The 22673-nt window shown below is 64.2% G+C and carries 25 protein-coding genes; 18 read left to right on the top strand and 7 right to left on the bottom strand.

Features of this window, described 5'->3' with window-relative positions:
* Positions 1-231: 231 nt before the first annotated feature.
* Positions 232-543, top strand: a complete 312-nt coding sequence (locus JOZ06_RS06720; protein ID WP_293230369.1) for a hypothetical protein — start codon at positions 232-234, stop codon at positions 541-543.
* Positions 544-566: 23 nt separating this feature from the next.
* Here JOZ06_RS06720 and JOZ06_RS06715 read toward each other — a convergent pair whose 3' ends face one another.
* A complete protein-coding gene (locus JOZ06_RS06715; RefSeq protein ID WP_293230366.1) occupies positions 567-2045 on the bottom strand; it encodes an MFS transporter in 1479 nt (492 codons plus the stop codon).
* A gap of 57 nt (positions 2046-2102) precedes the next feature.
* Between JOZ06_RS06715 and JOZ06_RS06710 the strand changes: the two genes are divergently transcribed.
* From JOZ06_RS06710 to JOZ06_RS06700, 3 genes are all read left to right on the top strand, one after another.
* The gene (locus tag JOZ06_RS06710) at positions 2103-3044 is read left to right on the top strand and encodes a LysR family transcriptional regulator (RefSeq protein WP_293230363.1); all 942 of its coding nucleotides are present in this window, start codon (positions 2103-2105) and stop codon (positions 3042-3044) included.
* 129 nt (positions 3045-3173) lie between these two features.
* Positions 3174-4961, top strand: a complete 1788-nt coding sequence (locus JOZ06_RS06705; protein ID WP_293230361.1) for a 2-isopropylmalate synthase — start codon at positions 3174-3176, stop codon at positions 4959-4961.
* 240 nt (positions 4962-5201) lie between these two features.
* A complete protein-coding gene (locus tag JOZ06_RS06700; RefSeq protein ID WP_293230359.1) occupies positions 5202-6269 on the top strand; it encodes an FUSC family protein in 1068 nt (355 codons plus the stop codon).
* Here the strand turns inward: JOZ06_RS06700 and JOZ06_RS06695 are convergent.
* Positions 6224-6676 (bottom strand): hypothetical protein, encoded by a 453-nt coding sequence (locus JOZ06_RS06695; RefSeq protein ID WP_293230356.1) that lies wholly within the window; start codon positions 6674-6676, stop codon positions 6224-6226. The genes JOZ06_RS06700 and JOZ06_RS06695 overlap by 46 nt on opposite strands.
* A 95-nt stretch (positions 6677-6771) precedes the next feature.
* Here JOZ06_RS06695 and bioD point away from each other — a divergent pair, with 95 nt between their 5' ends.
* Positions 6772-7404, top strand: coding sequence for a dethiobiotin synthase (gene bioD, locus JOZ06_RS06690; protein ID WP_293230354.1), 633 nt, complete (start codon positions 6772-6774; stop codon positions 7402-7404).
* Positions 7405-7412: 8 nt separating this feature from the next.
* Here bioD and JOZ06_RS06685 read toward each other — a convergent pair whose 3' ends face one another.
* From JOZ06_RS06685 to JOZ06_RS06670, 4 genes are all read right to left on the bottom strand, one after another.
* Positions 7413-8009 (bottom strand): hypothetical protein, encoded by a 597-nt coding sequence (locus tag JOZ06_RS06685; RefSeq protein ID WP_293230351.1) that lies wholly within the window; start codon positions 8007-8009, stop codon positions 7413-7415.
* Positions 8010-8463: 454 nt separating this feature from the next.
* On the bottom strand, positions 8464-9417 hold the full coding sequence (locus tag JOZ06_RS06680; protein WP_293230348.1) for a hypothetical protein: 954 nt from the start codon (positions 9415-9417) through the stop codon (positions 8464-8466).
* A 12-nt stretch (positions 9418-9429) separates the two neighbouring features.
* Positions 9430-10083: a hypothetical protein gene (locus JOZ06_RS06675; protein ID WP_293230346.1), complete on the bottom strand. Its 654-nt coding sequence runs from the start codon at positions 10081-10083 to the stop codon at positions 9430-9432.
* A gap of 126 nt (positions 10084-10209) precedes the next feature.
* A complete protein-coding gene (locus JOZ06_RS06670) occupies positions 10210-11208 on the bottom strand; it encodes a calcium-binding protein (RefSeq protein ID WP_293230344.1) in 999 nt (332 codons plus the stop codon).
* A 291-nt stretch (positions 11209-11499) separates the two neighbouring features.
* On the opposite strand from JOZ06_RS06670, the gene coxB reads away from it, so the two are divergent.
* The 5 genes from coxB to JOZ06_RS06645 are packed head-to-tail and all read left to right on the top strand — an operon-like array spanning position 11500 to position 15870.
* Entirely contained in the window at positions 11500-12618 is a 1119-nt protein-coding gene (coxB, locus tag JOZ06_RS06665) for a cytochrome c oxidase subunit II (RefSeq protein WP_293230342.1), read from the top strand.
* A 20-nt stretch (positions 12619-12638) separates the two neighbouring features.
* Entirely contained in the window at positions 12639-14267 is a 1629-nt protein-coding gene (gene ctaD / locus JOZ06_RS06660) for a cytochrome c oxidase subunit I (protein WP_293230341.1), read from the top strand.
* A gap of 4 nt (positions 14268-14271) precedes the next feature.
* A complete protein-coding gene (locus JOZ06_RS06655) occupies positions 14272-14790 on the top strand; it encodes a cytochrome c oxidase assembly protein (protein ID WP_293230338.1) in 519 nt (172 codons plus the stop codon).
* 8 nt (positions 14791-14798) lie between these two features.
* Positions 14799-14987: a DUF2970 domain-containing protein gene (locus JOZ06_RS06650; protein WP_293230336.1), complete on the top strand. Its 189-nt coding sequence runs from the start codon at positions 14799-14801 to the stop codon at positions 14985-14987.
* Positions 14988-15006: 19 nt separating this feature from the next.
* Positions 15007-15870: a cytochrome c oxidase subunit 3 gene (locus tag JOZ06_RS06645; protein ID WP_293230333.1), complete on the top strand. Its 864-nt coding sequence runs from the start codon at positions 15007-15009 to the stop codon at positions 15868-15870.
* A gap of 12 nt (positions 15871-15882) precedes the next feature.
* Here JOZ06_RS06645 and JOZ06_RS06640 read toward each other — a convergent pair whose 3' ends face one another.
* Complete coding sequence (locus JOZ06_RS06640; RefSeq protein WP_293230331.1) at positions 15883-16080, bottom strand: DUF2909 domain-containing protein; 198 nt, start codon at positions 16078-16080, stop codon at positions 15883-15885.
* Here JOZ06_RS06640 and JOZ06_RS06635 point away from each other — a divergent pair.
* The 8 genes from JOZ06_RS06635 to hisD all read left to right on the top strand — a co-directional run bounded on the left by JOZ06_RS06635 (position 16079) and on the right by hisD (position 22644).
* Positions 16079-16762, top strand: coding sequence for an SURF1 family protein (locus JOZ06_RS06635; RefSeq protein ID WP_293230328.1), 684 nt, complete (start codon positions 16079-16081; stop codon positions 16760-16762). The two genes, JOZ06_RS06640 and JOZ06_RS06635, sit on opposite strands and share 2 nt — an antisense overlap.
* The gene (locus JOZ06_RS06630; RefSeq protein ID WP_293230326.1) at positions 16759-17259 is read left to right on the top strand and encodes a hypothetical protein; all 501 of its coding nucleotides are present in this window, start codon (positions 16759-16761) and stop codon (positions 17257-17259) included. Before JOZ06_RS06635 ends, JOZ06_RS06630 begins: the two co-directional genes overlap by 4 nt.
* Before the next feature lie 14 nt (positions 17260-17273).
* Positions 17274-18227: a heme A synthase gene (locus tag JOZ06_RS06625; protein ID WP_293230324.1), complete on the top strand. Its 954-nt coding sequence runs from the start codon at positions 17274-17276 to the stop codon at positions 18225-18227.
* Positions 18224-19123: a heme o synthase gene (gene cyoE, locus JOZ06_RS06620; protein ID WP_293230321.1), complete on the top strand. Its 900-nt coding sequence runs from the start codon at positions 18224-18226 to the stop codon at positions 19121-19123. The genes JOZ06_RS06625 and cyoE overlap by 4 nt, the downstream gene beginning before the upstream one ends.
* Positions 19123-19710, top strand: coding sequence for an SCO family protein (locus tag JOZ06_RS06615; RefSeq protein ID WP_293230319.1), 588 nt, complete (start codon positions 19123-19125; stop codon positions 19708-19710). The genes cyoE and JOZ06_RS06615 overlap by 1 nt, the downstream gene beginning before the upstream one ends.
* Before the next feature lie 46 nt (positions 19711-19756).
* Complete coding sequence (locus JOZ06_RS06610) at positions 19757-20518, top strand: flagellar brake protein (RefSeq protein WP_293230317.1); 762 nt, start codon at positions 19757-19759, stop codon at positions 20516-20518.
* Positions 20519-20686: 168 nt separating this feature from the next.
* Positions 20687-21337 (top strand): ATP phosphoribosyltransferase, encoded by a 651-nt coding sequence (gene hisG / locus JOZ06_RS06605; protein ID WP_293230314.1) that lies wholly within the window; start codon positions 20687-20689, stop codon positions 21335-21337.
* A 5-nt stretch (positions 21338-21342) separates the two neighbouring features.
* A complete protein-coding gene (gene hisD, locus JOZ06_RS06600) occupies positions 21343-22644 on the top strand; it encodes a histidinol dehydrogenase (RefSeq protein ID WP_293230311.1) in 1302 nt (433 codons plus the stop codon).
* The last annotated feature ends 29 nt before the right edge of the window (positions 22645-22673 follow it).

The raw sequence follows: 22673 nt of genomic DNA, 5'->3' as shown, positions 1-22673 counted from the left end.
GATGGTCATTCCATCCACAAGCCGCGCAACAAAGCAGACCGACCGCCAGGTGTCGCCCCGAAGGGTTTGGCCAACAAACGGCCGCCTGACGGCGTTGCGCTCCTTGGCATCGCAGAATAACTGCGACCTGCGTCGCGCGCCTTGCATCCGGCCGTTTGTTGACCAAACGCAGCGGCAAATAACTTGCTCAGAGGGTCCCTAGGGTGGGTTTCTCTCGCAAGGAGATGCCTTATGGCGACTGAACTCGCTCTTCCCCGTCTCACTGTTCTCCACACCCGCTTGAACCGTATGCGCCATCGCAATCCGGAGCTGCTGCTGGCCACCGGCCTCGACGATTGGCTGCCGCTGCTGGATAGTCTGACCGCCATCCTGCCGCCGTTGACCGATGAGTTGGCGCGCGCCGAGCGCACGCTGCGGCTGATTCAGGCCCGATTGAGCCAAGCCGGCGCGACGCCGCAGCCGGCCGACCGGCTATTGGCGCAGTTGGAAGCGCCGTACTTGACCGTGCGCCAGCAGACCGAGCGCTTGAGCGCCATGTTGTAATGAAGTGAACGGACGCGCCGGTGTCAGCCGGCGCGTTTTTGCAGCGCCAGCAAGCCGATGGCCGCCAATACGCCGAGGCAGACGAAATAGTCCTGGCAGGCCATGAAGGTGGCTTGATGATTGATTTCGCCCGCCAGGCTCGATAGATCCGGCATGCCGTACCAGGACGGCAGGCTGGCGGTGCTTTCCGCCAGGCGGCTGTAGTGCAGCGCGCCGCGCATCTGCATGACGATGGTGGCGATCGAGATGCCGAGCGCGTTGGCGATTTCGCGCATGGCGTTTTTCACTTGATAAGCGTGGCTGAAGGCCGAGTCGGGAACGCCGCGGAAGGTGCTGGCCGCCGCCGTGCCGAGCATCAGCGGCATGAATAGCGCGTTGAGCACGACCAGCGCCAGCGCGATATGCCACAGCGTGGCCTGCGGCGAGAGCCGCGCGGCGAGCCAGGCGAACAGCGCCAGCATCAGCATGCCGGCGCGCAGGCAGCCGCGCAGGTTGGGCCAGCGCCGCAGGAACTGAAAATGCAGATACGCCACCGGCAACCCCAGCAGCGAACTCCAACCCATGATGCCGCCGATGTTGTCGAGCGTGAATCCCAGGCCCTGCACCATGTACAGCGGCAGCACGTAGTTGCAGCCGGACACCACCAGATAGCCGATGGCGTAGACCGCCATGCCGAACCAGAACCGTGGACCGGCGAAGCGCCGGTAACGGATCAGCGGCCGCGGCGTGTGCCACTCGTACCATAGATAACCAATGAACAGCGCCAGCGCCAGCAGCATGCCGATCAGCGGTATCGCCGGGTGGCCGAACAGATCGTAGCGGCTGCGTTCCAGCATGAATTGCAAACTAAAGATGCCCAAGGTCAGCAGCACGATGCCGGCCGGATGGATCCGGTCGGGGCCGGGCGGCGGCACCGGCTCGCGCTGCGGCACCGTGACGGCCACCAGCCGGTCCACCAGCGCGCTCAGCGGCAGTATGAGCCAGAACAGCGCGCGCCAATTCCAATCTTGCACCAGCCAACTGGCAAGCCACGGCGCCGCCGCCGAGGCGAGCATGATGCCGGTTGGCACCGCCAGCAGCGCCGGTATGCGTGCCGGACCGTCGTGGTGCAGCACCTGCACGCGCGCGGCGGTGAAGAAGGCGCCGCCGCCACAGGCGGCCAGCATACGTCCGGCAATGAAGCCGCCGACCGAATCGGCGTTGGCGCACACCAGGGCGCCGAGCGCGAAGGCGAGCAGCGATAGCCGCAGCAGCCGGCGGTAGCCGATGCGCTGCACCAGCCAACGATGCGCCAGGATGGTCAGCACGGCCACGGTGGCATAGGCGGCCGCTGCCAGGCTGAATTCTTCCGGCGCGGCGTCGATGCCGCCGGAGATGTAACTGGCGCCAAACGACACCATGATGGTCTGCAAATATTCCAAACCCACCAGCGCGGCGATGGTCAGCGCGTGGCGGGGCGGAACACGGGAAGGGTCGGATGCGGGGGACGGCGAAAAAAGCATGCTGTCATTGTCGCAATCGCCAGATCATTATGGAAATCGATTGTTATAATTAGGATCATGCACGATGTCGATTTTACGCACGGCGACCTGCGCCGCGTCGATCTGAACCTGCTGGTGGCTTTTGACGCGCTATTCGAGGCGCGCCACGTCAGCCGCGCCGCCGCGCGGCTGCACCTGGGCCAGCCGGCGATGAGCCATGCCTTGGCGCGGTTGCGCGAGGTGTTCCACGACCCGCTGTTCATCCGCAGCGGCAGCCGCATGGAGCCGACGGCGCGCGCGCTGGCGCTGGCCGGGCCGATCCGCGACTGGCTGACGCTGGCCAACCGCATTCTGTTCAGCGCCGGCGATTTCGACCCGGCGCGGGTGACGGCGTCTTATGCCATCGCCGCGCCGGATGGCCTGGAGGCGCTGCTCTACCCGGCATTGATCGCCCGCTTGCGTCAGCGCGCGCCAGGTGTGCAATTGCGTGCGCAGTTGCTGGAAATCGACCAGCAACTGGCGGCGCTCGACCGCGACGAGGTGGACTTGCTCATCAGCGCCGCGCCGCTGATGACGCGCGATTGGCACGGCCAGCAGTTGCTCGGCGAGAGCGGTTTTGTCGCGTTGTTTTCGCGTCGTCAGCTATCGTTGCCGCCTAAGCCCGGCCTGGCCGAGCTGGCCGCCTGCGAACAGGTGGCCAGCAGTTACCGCGGCAGCCAAGCCGGCGTGGTCGATCATCTGTTTGCCGAACATGGCTTGTCGCGCCGCATTGTCGCCATGTCGGCGAGCCTGATGGCCACCGGCCGGATTTTGCAGCAGGCGCCGCTGATTTCGATTCAGCCCGCGTTTTATCTGCCGTTGTTTGCCGCCTTGCCTGACCTTCACCATCTCCCGCTTGATCCCGCCTTGCGCATCCAGATCAATCTGATCTGGCATCGGCGCAACGATAGCCACCCGCTGCATCGTTTTCTGCGCGAGCAGGTTGTCCAGTCCGTTTCCAGCCTTTCCGATCTACTTTAATGGACAATATGTCCAATAATTCGTAGTTTGTCTTATCTGCAACACCTAATTTGCAGAAAATTCGTTCAGTTATTTGACATGTTGTCTCCACTTCGGCACTGTGAAAGCACATAAGCGGCGGAGTGAGACATGCAATTGGACATCGAGCGACTGATCGAAGACTTTGGCGGGCCTGGACGACTGGCCGAGGCCTTGACCCGGACTTTCCCCGATGAGCCGGTTTCGCGCGCCGCAATCTACAAATGGAGAGAGCGCGGCAGCCTGCCGCTGACCCAGCTCAACAAGCTGGCGCAGTTAGCGGCTAATCAAGGCAGAACCTTTAATTACAACGACTATCTGGCCGTGGCGCCAATGTCTGCTGCAATAGGGAGAAACCACAAGATGGGCGATCGTTTGTTTATTTTCGACACCACCTTGCGCGATGGCGAGCAAAGTCCGGGCGCCGCGATGACGCGCGAGGAAAAGGTGCGCATCGCGCGCCAGCTGGAGCGGCTGGGCGTGGACATCATCGAGGCTGGGTTCGCCGCGGCGAGCCCGGGCGATGCGCTGGCGATTCAAGCCATCGCCGGACTGGTGAAGGATTCGACCGTCTGTTCGCTGGCGCGCGCCAACGACAACGACGTACGCGCCGCCGGCGAGGCGATCAAGCCGGCCAACCGCGGCCGTATCCATACCTTCATCGCCACGAGCCCGATCCACATGGAGAAGAAGCTACGCATGTCGCCGGACCAGGTGGTCGAGGCGGCGGTGCGGGCGGTCAAACTGGCGCGCAACTACACCGACGATGTCGAGTTTTCCGCCGAGGACGCCGTGCGCTCGGACATGGACTTTCTGGTACGCATCTTCGACGCGGTGATTCAGGCCGGCGCGCGCACCATCAACGTGCCGGATACCGTCGGCTATTCGATTCCGTCGCTGTGGCACCAGCGCATGCGCACGCTGATCGAGCGCGTGTCCAACAGCGATCAAGTGATCTGGTCGACGCACTGCCATAACGATCTGGGCATGGCCGTGGCCAATTCGTTGGCGGCGGTCGAGGCCGGCGCGCGCCAAGTGGAGTGCACGATCAATGGCCTGGGCGAACGCGCCGGCAATGCCAGCCTGGAAGAGGTGGTGATGGCGGTCAAAACGCGCAGCGACCTGTTTGGATTGGAAACCGGCATCGATAGCACTCAGATCGTGCCGACCTCGAAGCTGGTGTCGACCATCACCGGCTACCCGGTGCAGCCGAACAAGGCCATCGTCGGCGCCAATGCCTTCGCGCACGAATCCGGCATCCATCAGGACGGCGTGCTCAAGCACCGCGAGACCTACGAGATCATGTCGGCCGAGAGTGTCGGCTGGAGCGCCAACCGCTTGACGCTGGGTAAGCTGTCCGGCCGCAATGCCTTCAAGACCAAACTGACCGAGCTCGGCATTGAATTGGCCAGCGAGGAGGCGCTCAACGCCGCCTTCGCCAAGTTCAAGGATCTGGCCGACAAGAAACGCGAAGTGTTCGACGAGGACCTGTATGCGCTGTTGTCCGACGGCGTCGGTGGCGTCGAGCGCGAGGACTTCAAGTTCGTGTCGCTCAAGATCAACACCGAAACCGGCGAGGAGCCGCGCGCCGAAATCGTCTTCGCCGATGCCGACGCCGAGCAGCGCGCTGTGAGCAGCGGCTCCGGCCCGGTCGATGCCGCCTTCAAGGCAATCGAGTCGGTGGTCAACAGCGGCGCCGAATTGCAGCTGTATTCGGTCAACGCCATCACCAAGGGCACCGAATCGCAAGGCGAGGTGACCGTGCGGCTGGCGCGCGACGGCACCATCGTCAACGGCTTGGGCGCCGACACCGACATTATCGTGGCGTCGGCCAAGGCCTACCTGTCGGCGCTCAACAAGTTCCACGGCAAGGAGAACTGGCTCAACCCTCAGTTGTAACTGCCGTTCGTCCCGCGCCCTGCCGCTCCCGTCCCGTTGTCGGCAAGGTGCCCGCGAAAAATCCCAGGCTCACAAGGCCGACCGTTCGATTTCCGCGCGTTACCCCGCGCCGGGAAAAGCCGCCGACTCACAAGGTCGGCGGCTTGTTTTTGAACAACTTTTGCGCTGCATCAGAGCGGGGGGCGTGTCGATTATCTATATTAGAAATTGCTTTAATAGATGATTGAGGAAGGTCCGGCAGTGCGGCAGTTGATTCAGCCTCAGGTCGTGCGATTGGGTCGCATGTTCCGCGGCACTTCTATTTTGGCGGCGGTCTTGTGCCTGCTGCCGTTTTTCCTATTGGCCGAATGGCGCCACGACGACAATTGGCAGAAAGCCACGGTCGTCACCATTTCCGCGTTGATCGTCTACCGGGAAACCCGCTCGGGCCCGCCGCTGGTGCTGCTGCACGGCGCGGCGATGGTGCTGGGCTTTTTGGCGTTGTTTCTCGCCGTGCCGCACCCGTGGCTGTTCGTGCCGATGTGCGCGAGCCTCGGGGTGTTTCTGCTCGGCCTGACCGGCTGGGACCGGCGGTTGCGTAGCTTCGGCACCTGGACCTTCATCCCGATCTTGTATTCCGCCATCGAAAACGGCGAGGGCTGGCGGGGCGACCGGCTGACCATCGCCGCGCAGCTCGTGCCGTATCTGCTGTGGGGGCTGTTGCCGGTGCTGCTGATCAGCCTGCTGCATCGTTATGCCACCTGGTCGCGCGAAGGGGCGTTGTGGCGCCACTGGCTGCGTTGGCACCATCTGGAGCGGCGGCTGGGCGACGGCATCGACGCCTGGATGCCGGCCTTGGCCGCCGCGTTGGCGGTAGGCTTGTGCGCCTGGCTATTCGAGCGCCACGCCATTCCGGAAGGGCAGTGGTTCATCTGGTCGGCGGCCAGCGTGATCACCGGTGAATTGAACAGCACGTCGAAGAAGATCCGCGACCGGGTGTTTGGCGCGCTCATCGGTGTGCCGAGCGGCATCGCGCTCGGCTTGTTCCTGGTGCCGCATAGCGACTTCTGGATCAATTTGGCGGGCTTGCTGACCCTGGTGACCATCGTCGCCTTTCGCGAATACCGCCCGGCGTTCGCCGCGCGCTGCGCCGGCCACGCGCTGATCATCACCTTGCTGGGCGGCAGTCTGTTGCAGGAAGGCTCGCGGCTGATCAACGTGGTCGCCGGCGGCATGATCGGCATCGCCATTTTCTACGCGATGCACCTCGCCGCGCGGCGGCGTCAATCCACCATCAAATACACCGGTTCGGCCAGCAGCTTGCGGTAAACCGCCATGCGGCGCCAGTGGGCGAGCCAGATCAGCATGGCCGGGAACACCACGTACAGCCGGTAGCCGGGCACCAGAAACAGCGCGAACAGCGTCACGGTGCCAAGGGTGACGCCAAAGGCGCCATTGCCCGGCAGGCCGCGCGCGCGCAGCTCGCGCTGCAGTCCCAGCGACAGCATGATGATGTAGGCCATGAACCAGAGAATGCCGATCAGCGGCAACAGCGATACCCAGACCAAGGCGGGCGCGCAGGGCCGGCGCTCGGGGGCGATGGTCCGCATTGCCCGCTGCAGGGTGCGGTAGTACAGCAGGTTGGCCACAAACGCCACGGCCAAGATGATCAGTGTGCTCCACAACATCGGACCGCTGAGGCTGTGCAAGTTGTTCAATACGTCTTCCGGTTTCATTCCATCCATTCTTTACGGGCAATCGGCTTGCGCTAGCGCCGGGTTTGCGTCATAACAGCGCACTTCAGTCTGTAGCGTACGCAAAGGGCGACATCATGCTTCAAAGCCAGGGATATTTCATTACCGGTACGGATACCGAGATTGGCAAGACGTATTCTACCGTCAAATTGCTGCGGCAATGGCAAGGCGAGGGGCTGCGCGCTGGAGCAATGAAGCCGGTGGCCTCCGGCTGCGAGGTGGACGAGGCGGGTCACTGGCTCAACGATGACGTGTGCCGCCTGGTGGCGGTGACCGGTCAGACGGATCTCGATCTGATGAATCCATACCGTTTTCTGCCGCCGATTTCGCCGCATATCGCTGCCGCACAAGCCGGGATCGAGATCAAGCTGGAGACGATCGTCGAACACTATCAGCGCCTGGCGCCGCAGTACGACCGCGTGGCGGTCGAGGGCGCCGGCGGCTGGTTCGCGCCATTGTCCGGCGACCATTTCATGGCCGATCTGGCCGCCGCGCTGGGTCTGCCGGTGATTCTGGTGGTGGGCATGCGCCTGGGCTGCATCAATCACGCGCTGTTGACCGCGCAGGCGATTCGCGCCGCCGGCTGTGAATTCGCCGGCTGGGTGGCCAATCAGGTGGTGCCGCGGATGCCGGCCTATGAGGATAATCTGGCGACGCTCGACCGGCATCTAGGGGCGCCGCGGCTCTTGACGCTGCCCTATGCCCCGTAATGGACGAGTCAGTGCAACGGCGGGCCGTCGTCTATCATCCGTTGCAGCATTGCTTGTTCCGAGTTGTCGGCGACGAAGACGGCCTCGTCGTTGCCAAGTCCGTTCGCGGTGAAGGCGATGCCTTCATTGGCTGCGCCTTCGTCATCCGGGTTCTCGCATTCATCCTCTTCGTAGGTGTCGAAGCTGATTGCACCTTGGGACAGCAGTTGCTCCAGTTTGGCCGCCGGCGTGCCGTCGCCGAGATCGACGCCCAGAAGCACAACGCGCTGCAGCACCGCGCCGTCCTCGCCGTGAACGACGACGACCGTGTCCATCTCCTCGGTCGTTAGCGACAGGTTTGTGGCGGTTACGCCATCGAACACCAGGGTATCCTTGGCAGGAAAAAAGTCTTCCACGAGATCGGTGCCGCCGAGATCACTGTAATGCCAATAATAGAAATTGCGGCCCGCGGCGCCAGCTAGTTTGTCGTTGCCCTGACCGCCCTCGATCAGATCATGCCACGGGCTACCCGTGATCTGGTCGTCATCGGCCGTGCCGATAAAGATGCCGGGCTCGCGGGGGGCCTCCTGCGCGCGAGGGTTGTCGTGGTTGGTTGACATCGCCATGGTTCGCTCCTTAGTGAAGAAAAAGTCAGAAGGCCGATACGGCCTCCTGCAAGGAGTGAGGCGCGGAAGAAAAGTTGTTGGATCGCGCACGTTCCGTAGCAAGAACAGCTTGTTCTGTCATCGACAGGAAAGAAAGGGAGGTGCTCTGGCCTCTTTCATCTAGCGGAAAAACAGCTAAGGACCCTCTGAACAAGTTATTTGCCACTGTGTCGGGCCGACATCTGCCGGCGCATCACGTTGCCGTTTGCCCCTGGCTGTGAGTGACACTGCGGCGGGGCGCTCTGCTCGCGCTGCATCCGGCGGACACCGGCCGCAGCCGCAAAAGATTTGCAGACAGACCCTACCTCCACGGCGCCCCGCGCCGCGCATCCCATCCCGCCAGGGGCCGCCGCAGCGGTAAATCGCTGGTTCGGAGGGTCCCTAAGCCATGTGGCTGGTGCCTTGATCCATCAGACTAGATTTGGATGGCGCCCTGATCGAGCAGGCGCCGCAGGATTTCCGCATCCGATCCGCCCTCGAATTGGCCACGCCCGTCGGCGATGTGCACGCTTTGCAGCAGCGTTCCCGATGGGCTGAAGACCTGCACGGTCGCCTTGACGGCGTAGCAGGGTGTGTCCGCTGGACGCGCAGTCGACGTGTCGAGGCGAGTGGTCGGCGCGCGGTGAACCTCGAGCGATAGCTGATCCGCCATGATGCCATCGAATCTCAGCACATCGTCTCCCGCGTCGAAGTCGGTAATACGGTCGTTGCCGCCCAGATCCTCCTGGCGCCAGACGAAAACGTCGCGGCCGGCGCCGCCGATCAGCACGTCGTCACCCTGGCCGCCACCGATCAGATCCTGGCCGGTACCGCCGGCGACACGGTCATTGCCATCGCCGCCGAATAGCTGGTTGCCGTCGTCGCCGCCTGTCAGCTCATCGTCGCCGGCGTCGCCGAAAAGTTGGTTGATGCCGCCTTCGCCGTAGAGCCGGTCGTTGCCCTGGCCGCCGTGGAGTCTGTCGTGGCCGTCACCGCCGAACAGCCGGTCGTCGCCATCGCCGCCATCGAGCGCGTCGTCACCGCCGCCGCCGTCGAGCGCGTCTTGACCGCCACCGCCATAGAGCGCGTCATGGCCGGCCTCGCCGAACAGCTGATCGTCGCCGTCGCCGCCATCGAGCAGGTCTTGCCCGTCACCGCCGTACAGATGGTCGCCGCCGTCATCGCCAAACAAGCGGTCGCCGCCATCGCCGCCTTCGAGCAGGTCGTCACCATCGCCGCCGTAAAGGCGATCGTTGCCGTCGCCGCCGAATAGGGCATCATCGCCGGCCGCACCGGCGATCCAGTCGTCGCCGCCGTCGCCAGCCAGTAAATCGTCGCCGGGGTTGCCGATCAGGCGGCGCGGCAAGTTGAAGTGGTTTTGGGTGGTCATGGCCTCTTCCTCCTAGGACAGGATCGTGCGGGTGTCGATCAGCCGGGCGAGCGCCTCGGCCTCGGACGCGCCCGAGAGCAAATCGACGCCTTCGAGGCGTACCCGGTGCGCCTCGGCACCGCTTGGATCGCGAATGGCGATCAGGGTATCGTCGCCGTCAAACGACAGCGTGAGCCGCGTCGTGTCGATACCCGAAAATCTCAGGCGGTCCTCTTCCCGCTGGAAGTCGGCGATGCGATCGGCGCCGCCGAGTTCCTGGGCATGCCAGGTAAACAGATCGCGCCCACCACCGCCGCGAAGCAGGTTGTCGCCGCGGCTGCCGTGAAGCAGGTCGTCGCCCTCTCCGCCGTCGAGCGCGTCGTTGCCGGTGCCGCCGAGAAGTTCGTCGTTGCCCGCGCCGCCGCAAAGGGTGTCGTCGCCGCCGTCGCCTTGGAGTAGGTCGTTGCCGTCGCCGCCTTCGATCTGATCGTCGCCGTCCTCGCCGAACAGTTCGTCGTCGCCGCTGCCGCCAAAGAGCCGATCGTCGCCGCCGTTACCGACCAGTTGATCGTCGCCGGCGCCGCCGTCGATGCAGTCGCCGTCATCGCCGCCGATAAGCAAATCGCCGCCGTCCGTGCCGATAAGCCATTCGCCGGCAGGCCTTGGACGGGTGGTAGGGATGGTCATCGCGTTCTCCTTTTTGTGGGGAAATGCGGATGAGGTCAGCGCTGCTCACGGAAGTTGCCGCGATATGGACGACGGCCTGGGAGAAAATGGACGCATCGCTGCACGGCTTTTCTTGGGGTTGTCCTGTCAGGCCTGGATCGTTCCCTGGTCGAGCAACCGGCGCAGGGCCAGGGCCTCCGATTCGCCATTGCGCAAATCGACGCCTTCGAAGTGCACGGTCTGCAGCCGTTCACCGTTCTCACCGGTCAAGCGCAGCGTGCTGTGCGCGCCGTCGAAGGACAGCGACAGCCTGTCGGCGCTGATCTCCTTCAGCTGCACCGTGTCCTCGCCCGGGCGGAAGTCCAGCACGCAATCGGTGCCGCCCAGATCACCCTTATCCCAGACGAAGGTGTCGCGGCCCGAGCCGCCTAACAGGATATCGTCGCCCTTGCCGCCGACGAGCCGGTCATCGCCATCGCCGCCATCGAGCGCGTCATTGCCGGCGCCGCCTGCCAGCCAGTCGTCGCCGGCATCGCCGGACAGTAGGTCATGTCCGGCGCGTTCATTCTGGTCGATGCCATCGCCGAGCAGGCGGTCGTCACCCTCTCCACCCGAGAGCTGGTCGTTGCCCGGGCCGCCGAGCAAGGTATCGTCGCCCGCGCCGCCATAGAGCCGGTCGTCGTCACCGTAGCTCGTGCTGCCGGCGTAATCGCCAAACAGCCAGTCATCGCCGCTGCCGCCGTAGAGCGTGTCCCTGCCCTGGCCGCCGGAGAGATCGTCGTCGCCCTCGCCGCCGGCAAGCCGGTCGTTGCCGGCGCCGCCGAACAACTCGTCATGGCCGCTGCCGCCGAAGAGCTGATCGTCGCCGTCCAGCCCGAACAGCTGATCGCTTCCCGTTCCGCCATGCAACAGGTCGTTGCCGGCGCGGCCGTAGAGCCGGTCGTCGCCGCCGCCGCCATAGAGCAGGTCGTTGCCGGACGTGCCGTCGAGCGTGTCATCGGCGGCCAGGCCGGTACAAATGCGATCAGGCGTGAAATGGCGGGCTTTGGCCAGCTGATTGGCGATGGATCGGTTGCCGGCTTCGGTGTCCTCGCGAGCGGCCGCGCGGGAGAGGTGATCGGTGATGCGTGTGATGCCCAGATGCATGGTTGCTTCCTTGACGTGGGGATGGGTCTGTTAAGAGTGGCCCCGCCCCTCGGATGTGCCTTACCTGGTGCTGGCACAAAGGATGGCGCAATTTGGGAACTTTTCTGTCATTAGATGGCGGAATGGGTGCAAGCAACTGTACCGATGCCCTATTGGGGGCTTATGCAAACGGGCTTGTCTCCGTCATCTTTTGCGCTGCATCAAGATGACGTCTTGTTTTTCTTGACTGGCTTTCTAAAATTTGAATCTACCGGGTGGCGGATTTTTGTCTTTGGCAAAGGGGAAAAGACGATGTCTTATGCGCGCAGCATAGTGCTACTGCTGTGCTGTTCGGCCAGCGTGCGCGCCGAACAGCTCAATCTGCAGACGCCGGCCACGCCGATGGCCGCGCAGGAGTATACGCTGCATACCCTGTTGTTGATCATTACCGGGTTGATCTTCGTTGGCGTGCTGGCGGTGATGATGTACGCCATCGTGCGCCACCGCAAGGCGGCGGGCTATCAAGCCCGTCAGTTCCACGAAAACACCACGGTCGAGATTCTCTGGACCCTGATTCCCTTCCTGATTCTGGTGGCGATCGCCTGGCCGGCCACGCGCGCGGTGTTGGCGCAAAAAAGCGTCACCGGCGAGGACATGACGATCAAGATCACCGGCTATCAGTGGAAATGGCGTTACGACTATCTCGATCAGGGCTTTGGGTTCATGAGCCATCTGGCCACGCCGCGCGACGATCCGGCGGCGGTGCGGCGGCCGGAATATTTGCTGGAAGTGGACGAGCCGTTGGTGGTGCCGACAGGCAAGAAGGTCCGGCTGCTGCTGACCGCGAACGACGTCATCCATTCCTGGTACGTGCCGCAGCTGGGGGTGAAGCAGGACGCGATTCCGGGGTATTACCGCGATACCTGGTTCCTGGTCGACCAGCCCGGCGTCTATCGCGGCCAGTGCACCGAGCTGTGCGGCAAGGACCACGGCTTCATGCCGATCGTGGTCGAGGCCAAGAGCCCCGCCGATTACGACAAGTGGGTGGCCGAGCGCAAAAAGGCGGCGCAGGCCAACGCCGATGATCCGAACAAGACGTGGACCCTGGACGAACTCAAGGCACGCGGCCAGCAGGTCTACAGCCAGAACTGCATTCCCTGCCATCAGGCCAATGGCCGTGGCATCCCCGGTACGTTCCCGGCGCTCGACGGTTCGCCGATCGTCACCAAGAACAAGGCGGCGCATATCGACATCGTGCTCAATGGCAGCAAGCGCAATACCGCGATGCCGGCCTGGGGCAAACAGTTGTCCGATACCGAGATCGCCGCGGTGATCACTTTCGAGCGCAACGCCTGGAGCAATCACACCGGTGAATTTGTACAGCCGAAAGAAATCCGCGCGGCGCGGGCCGGCGCGAGCGGCAATAGCTGATTTCAAGCAGGAGGCAACCGATGGCAATCGACGCAATTCACGACCACGCCGCGCATCATCACGGTCCGCCGCGCGGATTGACGCGCTGGCTGACCGCCACCAACCACAAGGATATCGGCACGCTGTATTTGTGGTTTTCCTTGTGCATGTTCTTCACCGGCGGCGTCATGGCGCTATGCATCCGCGCCGAATTGTTCCGGCCTGGGCTGAAGTTGTTCCACCCCGAGGTATTCAATCAGCTGACCACCTCGCACGGCCTGATCATGGTGTTCGGCGCCATCATGCCGGCGTTCACCGGCATGGCCAACTGGATGCTGCCGCTGCTGATCGGCGCGCCGGACATGGCCTTCGCGCGCATGAACAACTGGAGCTTCTGGCTGTTGCCGCCCGCGGCGCTGTTGCTGCTGTTGGCCTTTTTCGTGCCCGGCGGCGCGGCGGCGGCCGGATGGACGCTGTACGCGCCGTTGTCGACCCAGCTCGGCATGGGCATGGACCTGACCATCTTCGCCATCCACATTCTGGGGATCAGCTCGATCATGGGGTCGATCAACATCATCGTCACGGTGCTCAACCTTCGCGCGCCGGGCATGACGCTGATGAAGATGCCGATGTTCGCCTGGACCTCGCTCGTGACGGCGTTTCTGATCATTGCCGTCATGCCGGTGCTGGCCGGCGCGGTGACCATGGTGCTGACAGACCGCCATTTCGGCACGCACTTCTTCAACGCCGCCGGCGGCGGCGACCCGATCCTGTATCAGCACGTGTTCTGGTTCTTCGGCCATCCCGAGGTGTACATCATGGCGCTGCCGGCTTTCGGCATCGTCAGCCAAGTGATCCCGAGCTTCAGCCGCAAGCCGCTGTTCGGCTACACCTCGATGGTGTACGCCACCGCATCCATCGGCGTGCTGTCGTTCATGGTGTGGGCGCATCACATGTTCGTCACCGGCCTGCCGGCGACGGTGCAGCTGTTCTTCATGTACGCCACCATGCTGATCGCCGTGCCGACCGGGGTGAAGGTGTTCAACTGGATCGCCACCATGTGGCAGGGGGCGATGACGTTCGAAACGCCGATGTTGTTCGCCATCGGCTTCATCCTGCTCTTCACCATCGGCGGCCTGTCCGGGGTGACGCTGTCGGTGGCGGCGCTCGACATCCAGTTGCACGGCACTTATTACGTGGTGGCGCATTTCCATTACGTACTGGTGGCCGGCGCGCTGTTTTCGTTGTTCGCGGCGATCTACTACTGGTTCCCCAAGATGACCGGGCGCATGTACAACGAGCGCCTGGGCAAGATTCATTTCTGGTGGTCGATGATCTGGTTCAACGTCACCTTCTTCCCGATGCACTTTCTCGGGCTTGCGGGTATGCCGCGCCGCATTCCCGACTATGCATTGCAGTTCACCACCTTCAACAGCATCGCCTCGGTGGGGGCGTTCTGTTTCGGCCTCGGGCAGTTGATGCTGCTCTATAACGTGCTCCACAGCCTGCGCCACGGCGTCAAGGCGCCGCAGCATCCATGGGAAGGCGCCAATACGCTGGAATGGCAGATTCCGACGCCGGCGCCGTATCACACCTTTGTCGAGGCGCCCGAATTGGAGGTGATCGAGAACGGCGTGGTGGTGGCGATGCACGGCGGCCGTCACGAGTGACGTGATGAACGCGATCCAACGCGATGCCGCCAACCGCGCGCTGCTCATCAAGCTCGTGCTGGTGGTTCTGCTGATGTTCGGTTTCGCCTGGGCGCTGATCCCGCTCTATCAGGTGGTGTGCCAGCTGACCGGCATCAGCGCGATGAAGCGCGACGCGGGCCTCGCGGCGCAGGCGGCCTTGCCGGTGGAGATGCGGTTCGACGCCACCGTGCAGCCCGGTCTGCCTTGGCAGGTCGCGCCGTTGACCTCGCGGCTGGCGGTGAAGCCGGGGCAGTTCGTCACGGTGGAGTACCTGATCACCAATGCGAGCCAACGGCAGGTCGTCGGCCAGGCGGTGCCGCGTTATCTGCCGGCGGCGGCGGCCGGCTACATCAAGAAGATCGATTGTTTTTGCTTCCGCCGTCAGGCATTCGCGCCGGGCGAGACGCGGCGGTTGCCGGTGGTGTTCGTGATCGACCGCGCGATCCCGCCGGAGATGCGTTCGATCACGCTCGCGTACAGCTTGTACGACGTGGGGAGCTAGAGGACCGGATGATGGCGTTGTGGCGCGCGTTGGGCGCGGTGCTGTCGGCGTTTGCCGGCATCCGCAAGGGACGGGCGGCGGCGCGCGATGTGCGCCTCACCTGGTGGCAAGTGGGGCTGGCGGTGCTGTTGGCACTTGCTTGCCTGATCGGCGGGTTGTTGTTGCTGGTGTCCTGGGTGACCGCGTCACCGGGCTGACGAAGGGGAGGAGGCTGTCATGGAAGTACAAGCCGCAGAGTCGCAAACGCATTATTTCGTTCCGCCGCCTTCCTATTGGCCGCTGTTGGGCGCGGCGGCGCTGTTTTGCATCGGCCTGGGGGCCGGACTGACGGTCAACGCGCTCGCCGCGGGGCCGTGGCTGCTGGCGCTGGGCGCGCTACTACTGATTTGGATGCTGTTTGGCTGGTTCGGCGACGTGATCCGCGAGAACCTGCGCGGCCGCTATTTGGCGCGCGAGGATTTGTCGTTCCGCTGGGGCATGGGCTGGTTCATCTTTTCCGAGGTGATGTTCTTCGGCGCCTTTTTCGGCGCGCTGTTCTACGTGCGGGTCATCGCCTTGCCGACGTTGGGTAATTTCGAGCACAAGACCTTGTATCCGGACTTCATGCCGAGCTGGCCGCTCATCACCGGCCCGGGCATCACCCAGCCCTACCAGGCGATGGCGGCCTGGGGGCTGCCGGCACTGAACACGCTCATCCTGCTGTCCTCGGCGGTGACGGTGACCTGGGCGCATTGGGCGATGGTGCTGGGCCGCCGCGCGCAGCTGACGCTGGGGCTCGCGGTGACGATTTTGCTGGGCTGGCTGTTTTTGGTGCTGCAGGCCACCGAGTACCGCCACGCAATCGACAGCATGCATCTGACGCTGGCCGCCGGCGCCTACGGCATGACCTTTTTCATGCTCACCGGGTTTCACGGCCTGCATGTGCTGCTCGGCACCCTCATGCTGGCGGTGGTGTGGCTGCGCGTGGCGCGCGGTCATTTTGACGAACGCCATCACTTCGCCTTCGAAGCGGCCTCGTGGTACTGGCACTTTGTCGACGTGGTGTGGCTGTTCTTGTTTGTCTTCGTGTATTGGCTGTAAGGCGGCGCGATATCAGAGGTGATGCGGGCGCCACCAGCCGAACACGGCGCCGAGGATCAGCAGCATGAATAGCCCAATGGAAAGTCCGATGCGCAGCGTCAGCGAACGCACGAGCCGGGTGCCGGCCGGCTCGCCGCGCAACAGAGCGGTCAATCCCCAGGCGAGGGACAGGACGATGCAGACCAGCAAGACGATCAGCAGCCATTTCATGATCCGTCTCCCGAGGGTGGCTTGGTATTTTTACTCTAGTACGCTCTGGGCGCTGCTGCTTGCCGCGATGCTGACCTTTGGCCTGGCGGTGTGGCAGTGGCAGCGCGGCGCGGACAAGGCGCGGCTGATCGCGCGCTTCGCCGCGCACGCCGACCGTGTGGCCACGCTGCCGGCCGCCATGGCCGCGCTGCCCGACATGCGCCGCGTGCGGATCGGCGGTCAGCCGCTGGGGGCGGCGCTGCTGCTGGAAAACTCCCTACTCGACGATGGCCGCGCCGGTGTGCGCGTGCTGCAGCCGTACCGGTTGACCGACGGCCGCGCGGTGCTGGTCGACCGTGGCTGGCTGGCCGATGGCGCCGTCGCCGCTCCGCCGCGGGCGTTGGACGGTGCCGAGGGCCGTTGGATGCCGTCGCCGCGCCGTTTCACCTTGCCCGGTGCCGCCTTGGCGGCGGCAGGGCGCCTCGACGCCATCGATTGGCCGGCGCTGCGCCGGGCGCTCGGTGTGCCGCTCCACGACGGCGTGGTGGTGCTGGCGCAAGCGCCGGCGCCGCTCGTGCCGTGGCCGGCGCTGCCGGACATCGCGCCCGAGCGCCACTACGGTTATGCGCTGCAGTGGCTGTTGATGAGCCTTGGCTTGCTGTTCGCGGCGGGCCGTTTCGTGCGCCGCGGGAGGCCATCGTGAACCGCCAGGCGCGCGGCCGGCGCGTGCTGTTGGCGATGGCCTGCCTGAGTCTGCTGCCGGTGCTGGCGGCATGGGGCGTGTTCCGCTTTTCGCCTGCCCTGGCGCAGCACAGCTATGGCCAGTTGCTGCCGGCCGAGCCCTTTGCCGCCGCGGCGCTGCCGGGCTGGCCCCGGGGCGTGTGGAGCCTGGTCAGCGTCGAGCCGGGCACGTGCGACGCCGCCTGCATGGCGCGGCGCTTCCTGTTGCGTCAGATCCGCTTGGCGCAGGGCGAGGCCGCGGCGCGCATGGTGACCGTGCGTCTGGCGGGGGATGCCGCCGCGTCGCCCGCGAGCGGCCTGGCACTTTCGGCGCCGGCCCTGGCCAGCCGGCTCGCGCATGACGGCATTTTCCTGGTCGATCCGCATGGCAATCAGGTGTTGTTCTACCCGGATGGCAGTGATCCTTCTCGCGTTATCAATGAAATCAATCGCATTGTCCAAATCAATAATGCTTTGTGATCGGGGAGGGTGGCATGAGACTGGTCTGGATGGCGTGGCTATTGGCGTGTCTGGTGGTGCCGCTCGGCGCCTATGTGCGCCTGTCGCAAGCCGGCTTGGGTTGCCCGGACTGGCCCGGCTGCTATGGCGCCTTAAGCCCGCATCAGGCGTCGGCGCAGATCGCGCGCGCCGAGGCGGCCGACCCGGCCGGTCCGGTGACGGCAGGCAAGGCTTGGCGCGAGATGGTCCACCGTTATCTGGCCTCCACCCTCGGCGGGCTGATCTTGCTGATGGCGGCCCTGAACGCGCGCCGCGGCGAATTGCGCCACGCGAGCCGGCTATTGCTCGTCGGCGTGGTGTTGCAGGGGTTGCTCGGCATGTGGACGGTGACGCAGTTGCTCAAACCGGTGGTGGTGTCGGCGCATCTGCTGCTGGGCATGACGCTGGCCGCCGGTCTCGCGGCGTTGGCGTGGCGCGCGCGACTGCCGGTGATGCGCGCGGCCCGGCCGCTGCGCGTGCTGGGCGGCGCGCTGGTGGCGCTCTTGCTGCTGCAGATCGTACTGGGCGGCTGGGTGTCGGCGAGCCATGCCGCGCTGGCCTGCCAGGGGTTCCCGACCTGCAATGGCGCCTGGTGGCCGCCGCTGCGTTTTGACTTGGCCCTGCGTCTGATGCGCGCACCGGCCGCGACGGCCGGCGACATCGATCCGCAGGGGCTCGCGCTGATCACCATCCACTGGCTGCATCGGTTGGGCGCGCTGATGGTGTCGTTGTTGACGCTCGCGCTGGTGTGGCGCGGCTGGCGCAACACGGCGCTCAGGCCCGCGCTCGCGGTGTTGGCGCTGGCGTGGCTCGGGCAGATCGGCCTTGGGGTGATGAACGTGCTCTTGGCGCTGCCGTTGCCGCTGGCGGTGGCGCACAACGTCGGCGCGCTGGCGCTTTTGTCGGTGGCGGTGGTGGTGTTGACCCATCTGTCAGGAGAAACGGTATGAGCACGCTGACGCTGAATTTGGCCTCGACGCATGCGCGGGCGCTGTGGCAGTTGTGCAAGCCGCGCGTGTTGTTGCTGATTTTGTTTTGCGCGGTGATCGGGATGGCGCTGGCGAGCCCCGGCTGGCCGGATCCGGCGGTGGTGGTGCCTGCCACGGTCGGCATCGCGCTGGTGGCGGCGGCCGCGGCGATGGTCAATTGTCTGGTCGAACGCACGATCGATGCACGCATGCGCCGCACCGCGCACCGGGCCACCGCGCGCGGCGCGGTGAGTTCGCCGGAAACGCTGCTGGCGGCCTCGATGCTTGGCGCCGCCGGCATGCTGGTGTTGCTCGTCTGGGTCAATGCGTTGACGGCGTGGCTGACGTTGGCGACCTTCGTCGGCTATGCGGTGGTGTACACGCTATTGCTCAAGCCGGCGACGCCGCAGAACATCGTCATCGGCGGCGCCAGCGGCGCCATGCCGCCCGTGCTCGGCTGGGTGGCCGTGACCCAGCATATCGATCCGATGGCGTTGGCGCTGTTTCTCATCATCTATGCCTGGACGCCGCCGCATTTCTGGGCGCTGGCGTTGTACCGGCGCGACGATTACGCCCGCGCCGGCCTGCCGATGCTGCCGGTGACCCATGGCGAACGTTTCACTACGCTGTCGATTCTGTTGTATGCGCTGCTGTTGGCGGGGCTGACCCTTTTGCCGGTTGCGTGGGGAGGCAGCGGTTTCCTCTATTTATTCTGCGTTGTGATATTAAATTTGCGGCTTATTCTTATTGCTGTGTCATTGCATCGCCAGTATGCTGCCGATCAGGCCCGCCGCCTGTTCGCTTGGTCTATTTGGTATCTGACCGCGCTGTTCGCGGCATTGTTGTTGGATCACTACTGGCAAATGGTTGTCCGCTGATGCGTTTTTTCCGTCGAATGCTGCTGCTTGCGCTGGTCGTCGCGCTGGCGGCTTGTCAACGCGTCGAGCCGATCAAGCTCGACCTCAAGGGGACTGACCTCACCGGCACCGAGGTCGGCGGCGATTTCACCCTGACCGATCACACCGGCAAGCCGCGCGCGTTGTCCTCGTTCCGCGGCAAGGTGGTGGCGCTGTTCTTCGGCTATACCCATTGCCCCGACGTGTGTCCGACGACGCTACTGGAATATGCCAACATCTATAAGAAGCTGGGCGCGGACGGCGGCAAGCTTCAGGTGGTGTTCGTGTCGGTCGATCCCGAGCGCGATACCCAGCAGGTGCTGGCCGGTTACGTGCCGCACTTCAATCCGACTTTTGTCGGGCTGACCGGTAGCGTCGCCCAGGTTGCCAGCGTCATGAAAGCCTACAAGGTGGTGGCGCAGAAGGTGCCGGCTGCCGGAGGCGACTACTCGGTGGATCACAGCGCCGGGTCGTATTTGCTTGACGCGGAAGGGCGCGTGCGGGTCTACGAACCGTATGGCAGTCCCGCGGCTGACGTGGTGCATGATATTCAGCAATTGTTACGCTAAAATCGGCATATAGTCTTATATCTAATATCCATTGAAAGTTTGCACTGTGAGTCAAGAAAACCCGCCCAGCGTGTCAGGTGCCAACCAGACGCTCGATCTGTCGAAATACACGCTCGTGTCGCAGATCGAAATCGTCCATCACCTGAAGGCGATAGCCAAGAGCGGCTATATGGTGACGGTTTTCTCGAACAAGGGTAAAACGTTCATCCTCACTCGTCTGTTGGACGTCGATCACAAGAAACAGACGATGGTCTTCGACTGGGGCAGTGACGAGGCCACCAATCAACAGCTGCTGTCGAGCGAACGCAACGTCTTCGTCTGTTCGCCCGATGGCGTCAAAACGCAATTCATCACCGGCCAGGTGAAGCAGATCAGCTACGAGGGCAAGCCGGCCTTCGAGGCGCCGCTGCCCGACCAGGTGATCAAGCTGCAGCGGCGCGAGTTTTTCCGCATACGCACCCCGATCGGCAATCCGCTGTTGTGCGCCATCAACGATTTCCCCGGCGCGCCGCTGGAGCTGGCGGTGTTCGACATCAGTCTGGGCGGGCTGGCGCTGTGGCTGCCGGATATGGGCATGGCCGGCTTCGACATCGGCACCTGTTATCACGATTGCCATGTCGAGTTGAAACCTTTCGGCCATCTTCACTGCGCGCTCGAAGTGCGCCACCGTCTGCCGCTGCAGATGCGCAATGGCCAGGACGCGCTGCGCATCGGCTGTACGTTCATCAATCTGCCGACGCAGATGGAAAACCTGATCCAACGCTATGTCGGCCAGCTCGAACGCGAGCGCCGCGCCATGACTCGCTGATCTCGCGATTTTTCTGCGTGGATCCGGTTTGCGCGGTCATTTACCCCGCCGCGGCTTTTCGGTTATTCTGTTGGGATGGCCGCATTCAGGTGTCTGCGTTTGGTAACGGCGCAAGCATTTGAATTTGCATTAATCTTTTGAGATGTCGTCTGACGAATATCGCCTATCATGACGTTGACCATTGCTTTGTCCAAAGGGCGGATTTTTGAAGAAACCCTGCCGCTGTTGGCCGCCGCCGGCATTACCGCGGCGGAAGACCCCGAATCCTCGCGCAAACTGATCATCGGCACCAACCACGCGGATGTCCGCCTGGTGATCGTGCGCGCTTCCGATGTGCCGACCTATGTGCAATACGGCGCCGCCGATCTGGGCATCGCCGGCCGCGACGTATTGATCGAACATGGCGGCGCCGGGCTCTATCAGCCGCTCGATCTGAATATTGCCCGCTGCCGCATGATGGTTGCCGTGCCCGACGGCTTTAATTATGACGATGCGGTTAAACATGGCGCGCGCCTCAAAGTAGCGACCAAATATCCGAAAATTGCCCGCGAGCACTTCGCCAAGAAGGGCGTCCACGTCGACATCATCAAGCTCTATGGCTCGATGGAGCTGGCGCCGCTGGTGGGACTGGCCGACGCCATCGTCGACTTGGTGTCGACCGGCAACACGCTCAAGGCCAATCATTTGTCGGCGGTCGAGCACATTCTGGACATCAGTTCGCGGCTGGTGGTGAACCAAGCCGCGCTCAAGCTCAAGTACGACACGATCCAGCCGGTGCTGGATGCTTTCGCCGCGGCATCGGCCGCCGGCCGGGAATGACCATCATGCTGCATCTGGATAGCTCGCAGGACGACTTCGCCGCGCGCCTTGACGCGCTGTTGGCCTTTGAAACCGCGCAGGATCCGACGGTCGACCAGGGGGTGGCCGCGATTTGCGCCGACGTGCAGCACCGCGGCGACGCCGCCGTGGTCGAGTACACCAACCGTTTCGACCGCCTGTCGGCGCGGACGATGGCCGATCTGACCCTGAGCCGCGACGAGTTGGCGGCGGCGCATGCCCGGCTGCCTGGGGCACAGCGCCAGGCGCTGGAAGCGGCGGCGGCGCGGGTGCGCCGCTATCACGAGCATCAGCGCCTGGAATCCTGGTCGTATACCGAAGAGGACGGCACGCTGCTCGGCCAACAGGTCACCGCGCTCGACCGCGTCGGCATCTACGTGCCGGGCGGCAAGGCGGCCTATCCCAGCTCGGTGCTGATGAACGCGCTGCCGGCCAAGGTGGCCGGGGTGGGCGAAATCATCATGGTGGTGCCGACGCCGGGCGGCGAACGCAACGATCTGGTGCTCGCGGCGGCGTACCTCGCCGGCGTCGACCGCGTATTCACCATCGGCGGGGCGCAGGCGGTAGCGGCGCTGGCCTACGGCACCGAGACGGTGCCGCAGGTGGACAAGATCACAGGCCCAGGCAACGCCTGGGTGGCGGCGGCCAAGCGGCGCGTGTTCGGTGTGGTCGGCATCGACATGGTGGCCGGCCCGTCCGAAATTCTGGTGATTTGCGATGGCGAGACCGATCCGGATTGGATCGCCATGGACCTGTTCAGCCAGGCCGAGCATGACGAAATCGCCCAGGCCATCCTGCTGTCGCCGTCGCGGGATTTCATCGGCCGCGTCGAGGCCAGCATGGCGCGCCTGATCGAGACCATGCCGCGGCGAGACATCATCGTGGCGTCGCTGTCCGGCCGCGGCGCGCTGATCCAGGTACGCGACCTGGAGGAAGCGTGCGAGATCGCCAACCGTATCGCGCCGGAGCACTTGGAGCTGTCGGTGGCCGAACCGGGCGCTTGGCTGCCTAAGCTGCGCCACGCCGGCGCCATCTTCCTCGGACGCTTCACCTCGGAGAGCCTGGGCGATTATTGCGCCGGGCCGAACCACGTGCTGCCGACCTCGCGTACCGCGCGCTTCGCAAGCCCGCTTGGCGTTTACGATTTCCAGAAGCGCACGAGTCTGATCCGGGTGTCGGCCGCCGGCGCGGCAACACTGGGGCCGATCGCCTCGACGCTGGCGCACGGCGAGGGGCTGACCGCGCATGCGCGCGCCGCCGAACTGCGCCTGCCGTCTGCCGACACATGATGATTTAATGACATATAATTGAGGAATGC

The organism is Paludibacterium sp., assembly GCF_019232825.1.
GTDB lineage: Bacteria > Pseudomonadota > Gammaproteobacteria > Burkholderiales > Chromobacteriaceae > Paludibacterium.
The sequence above is the reverse complement of the archived record's forward strand: the minus strand, read 5'-3'. Positions and strand labels throughout refer to the sequence as shown.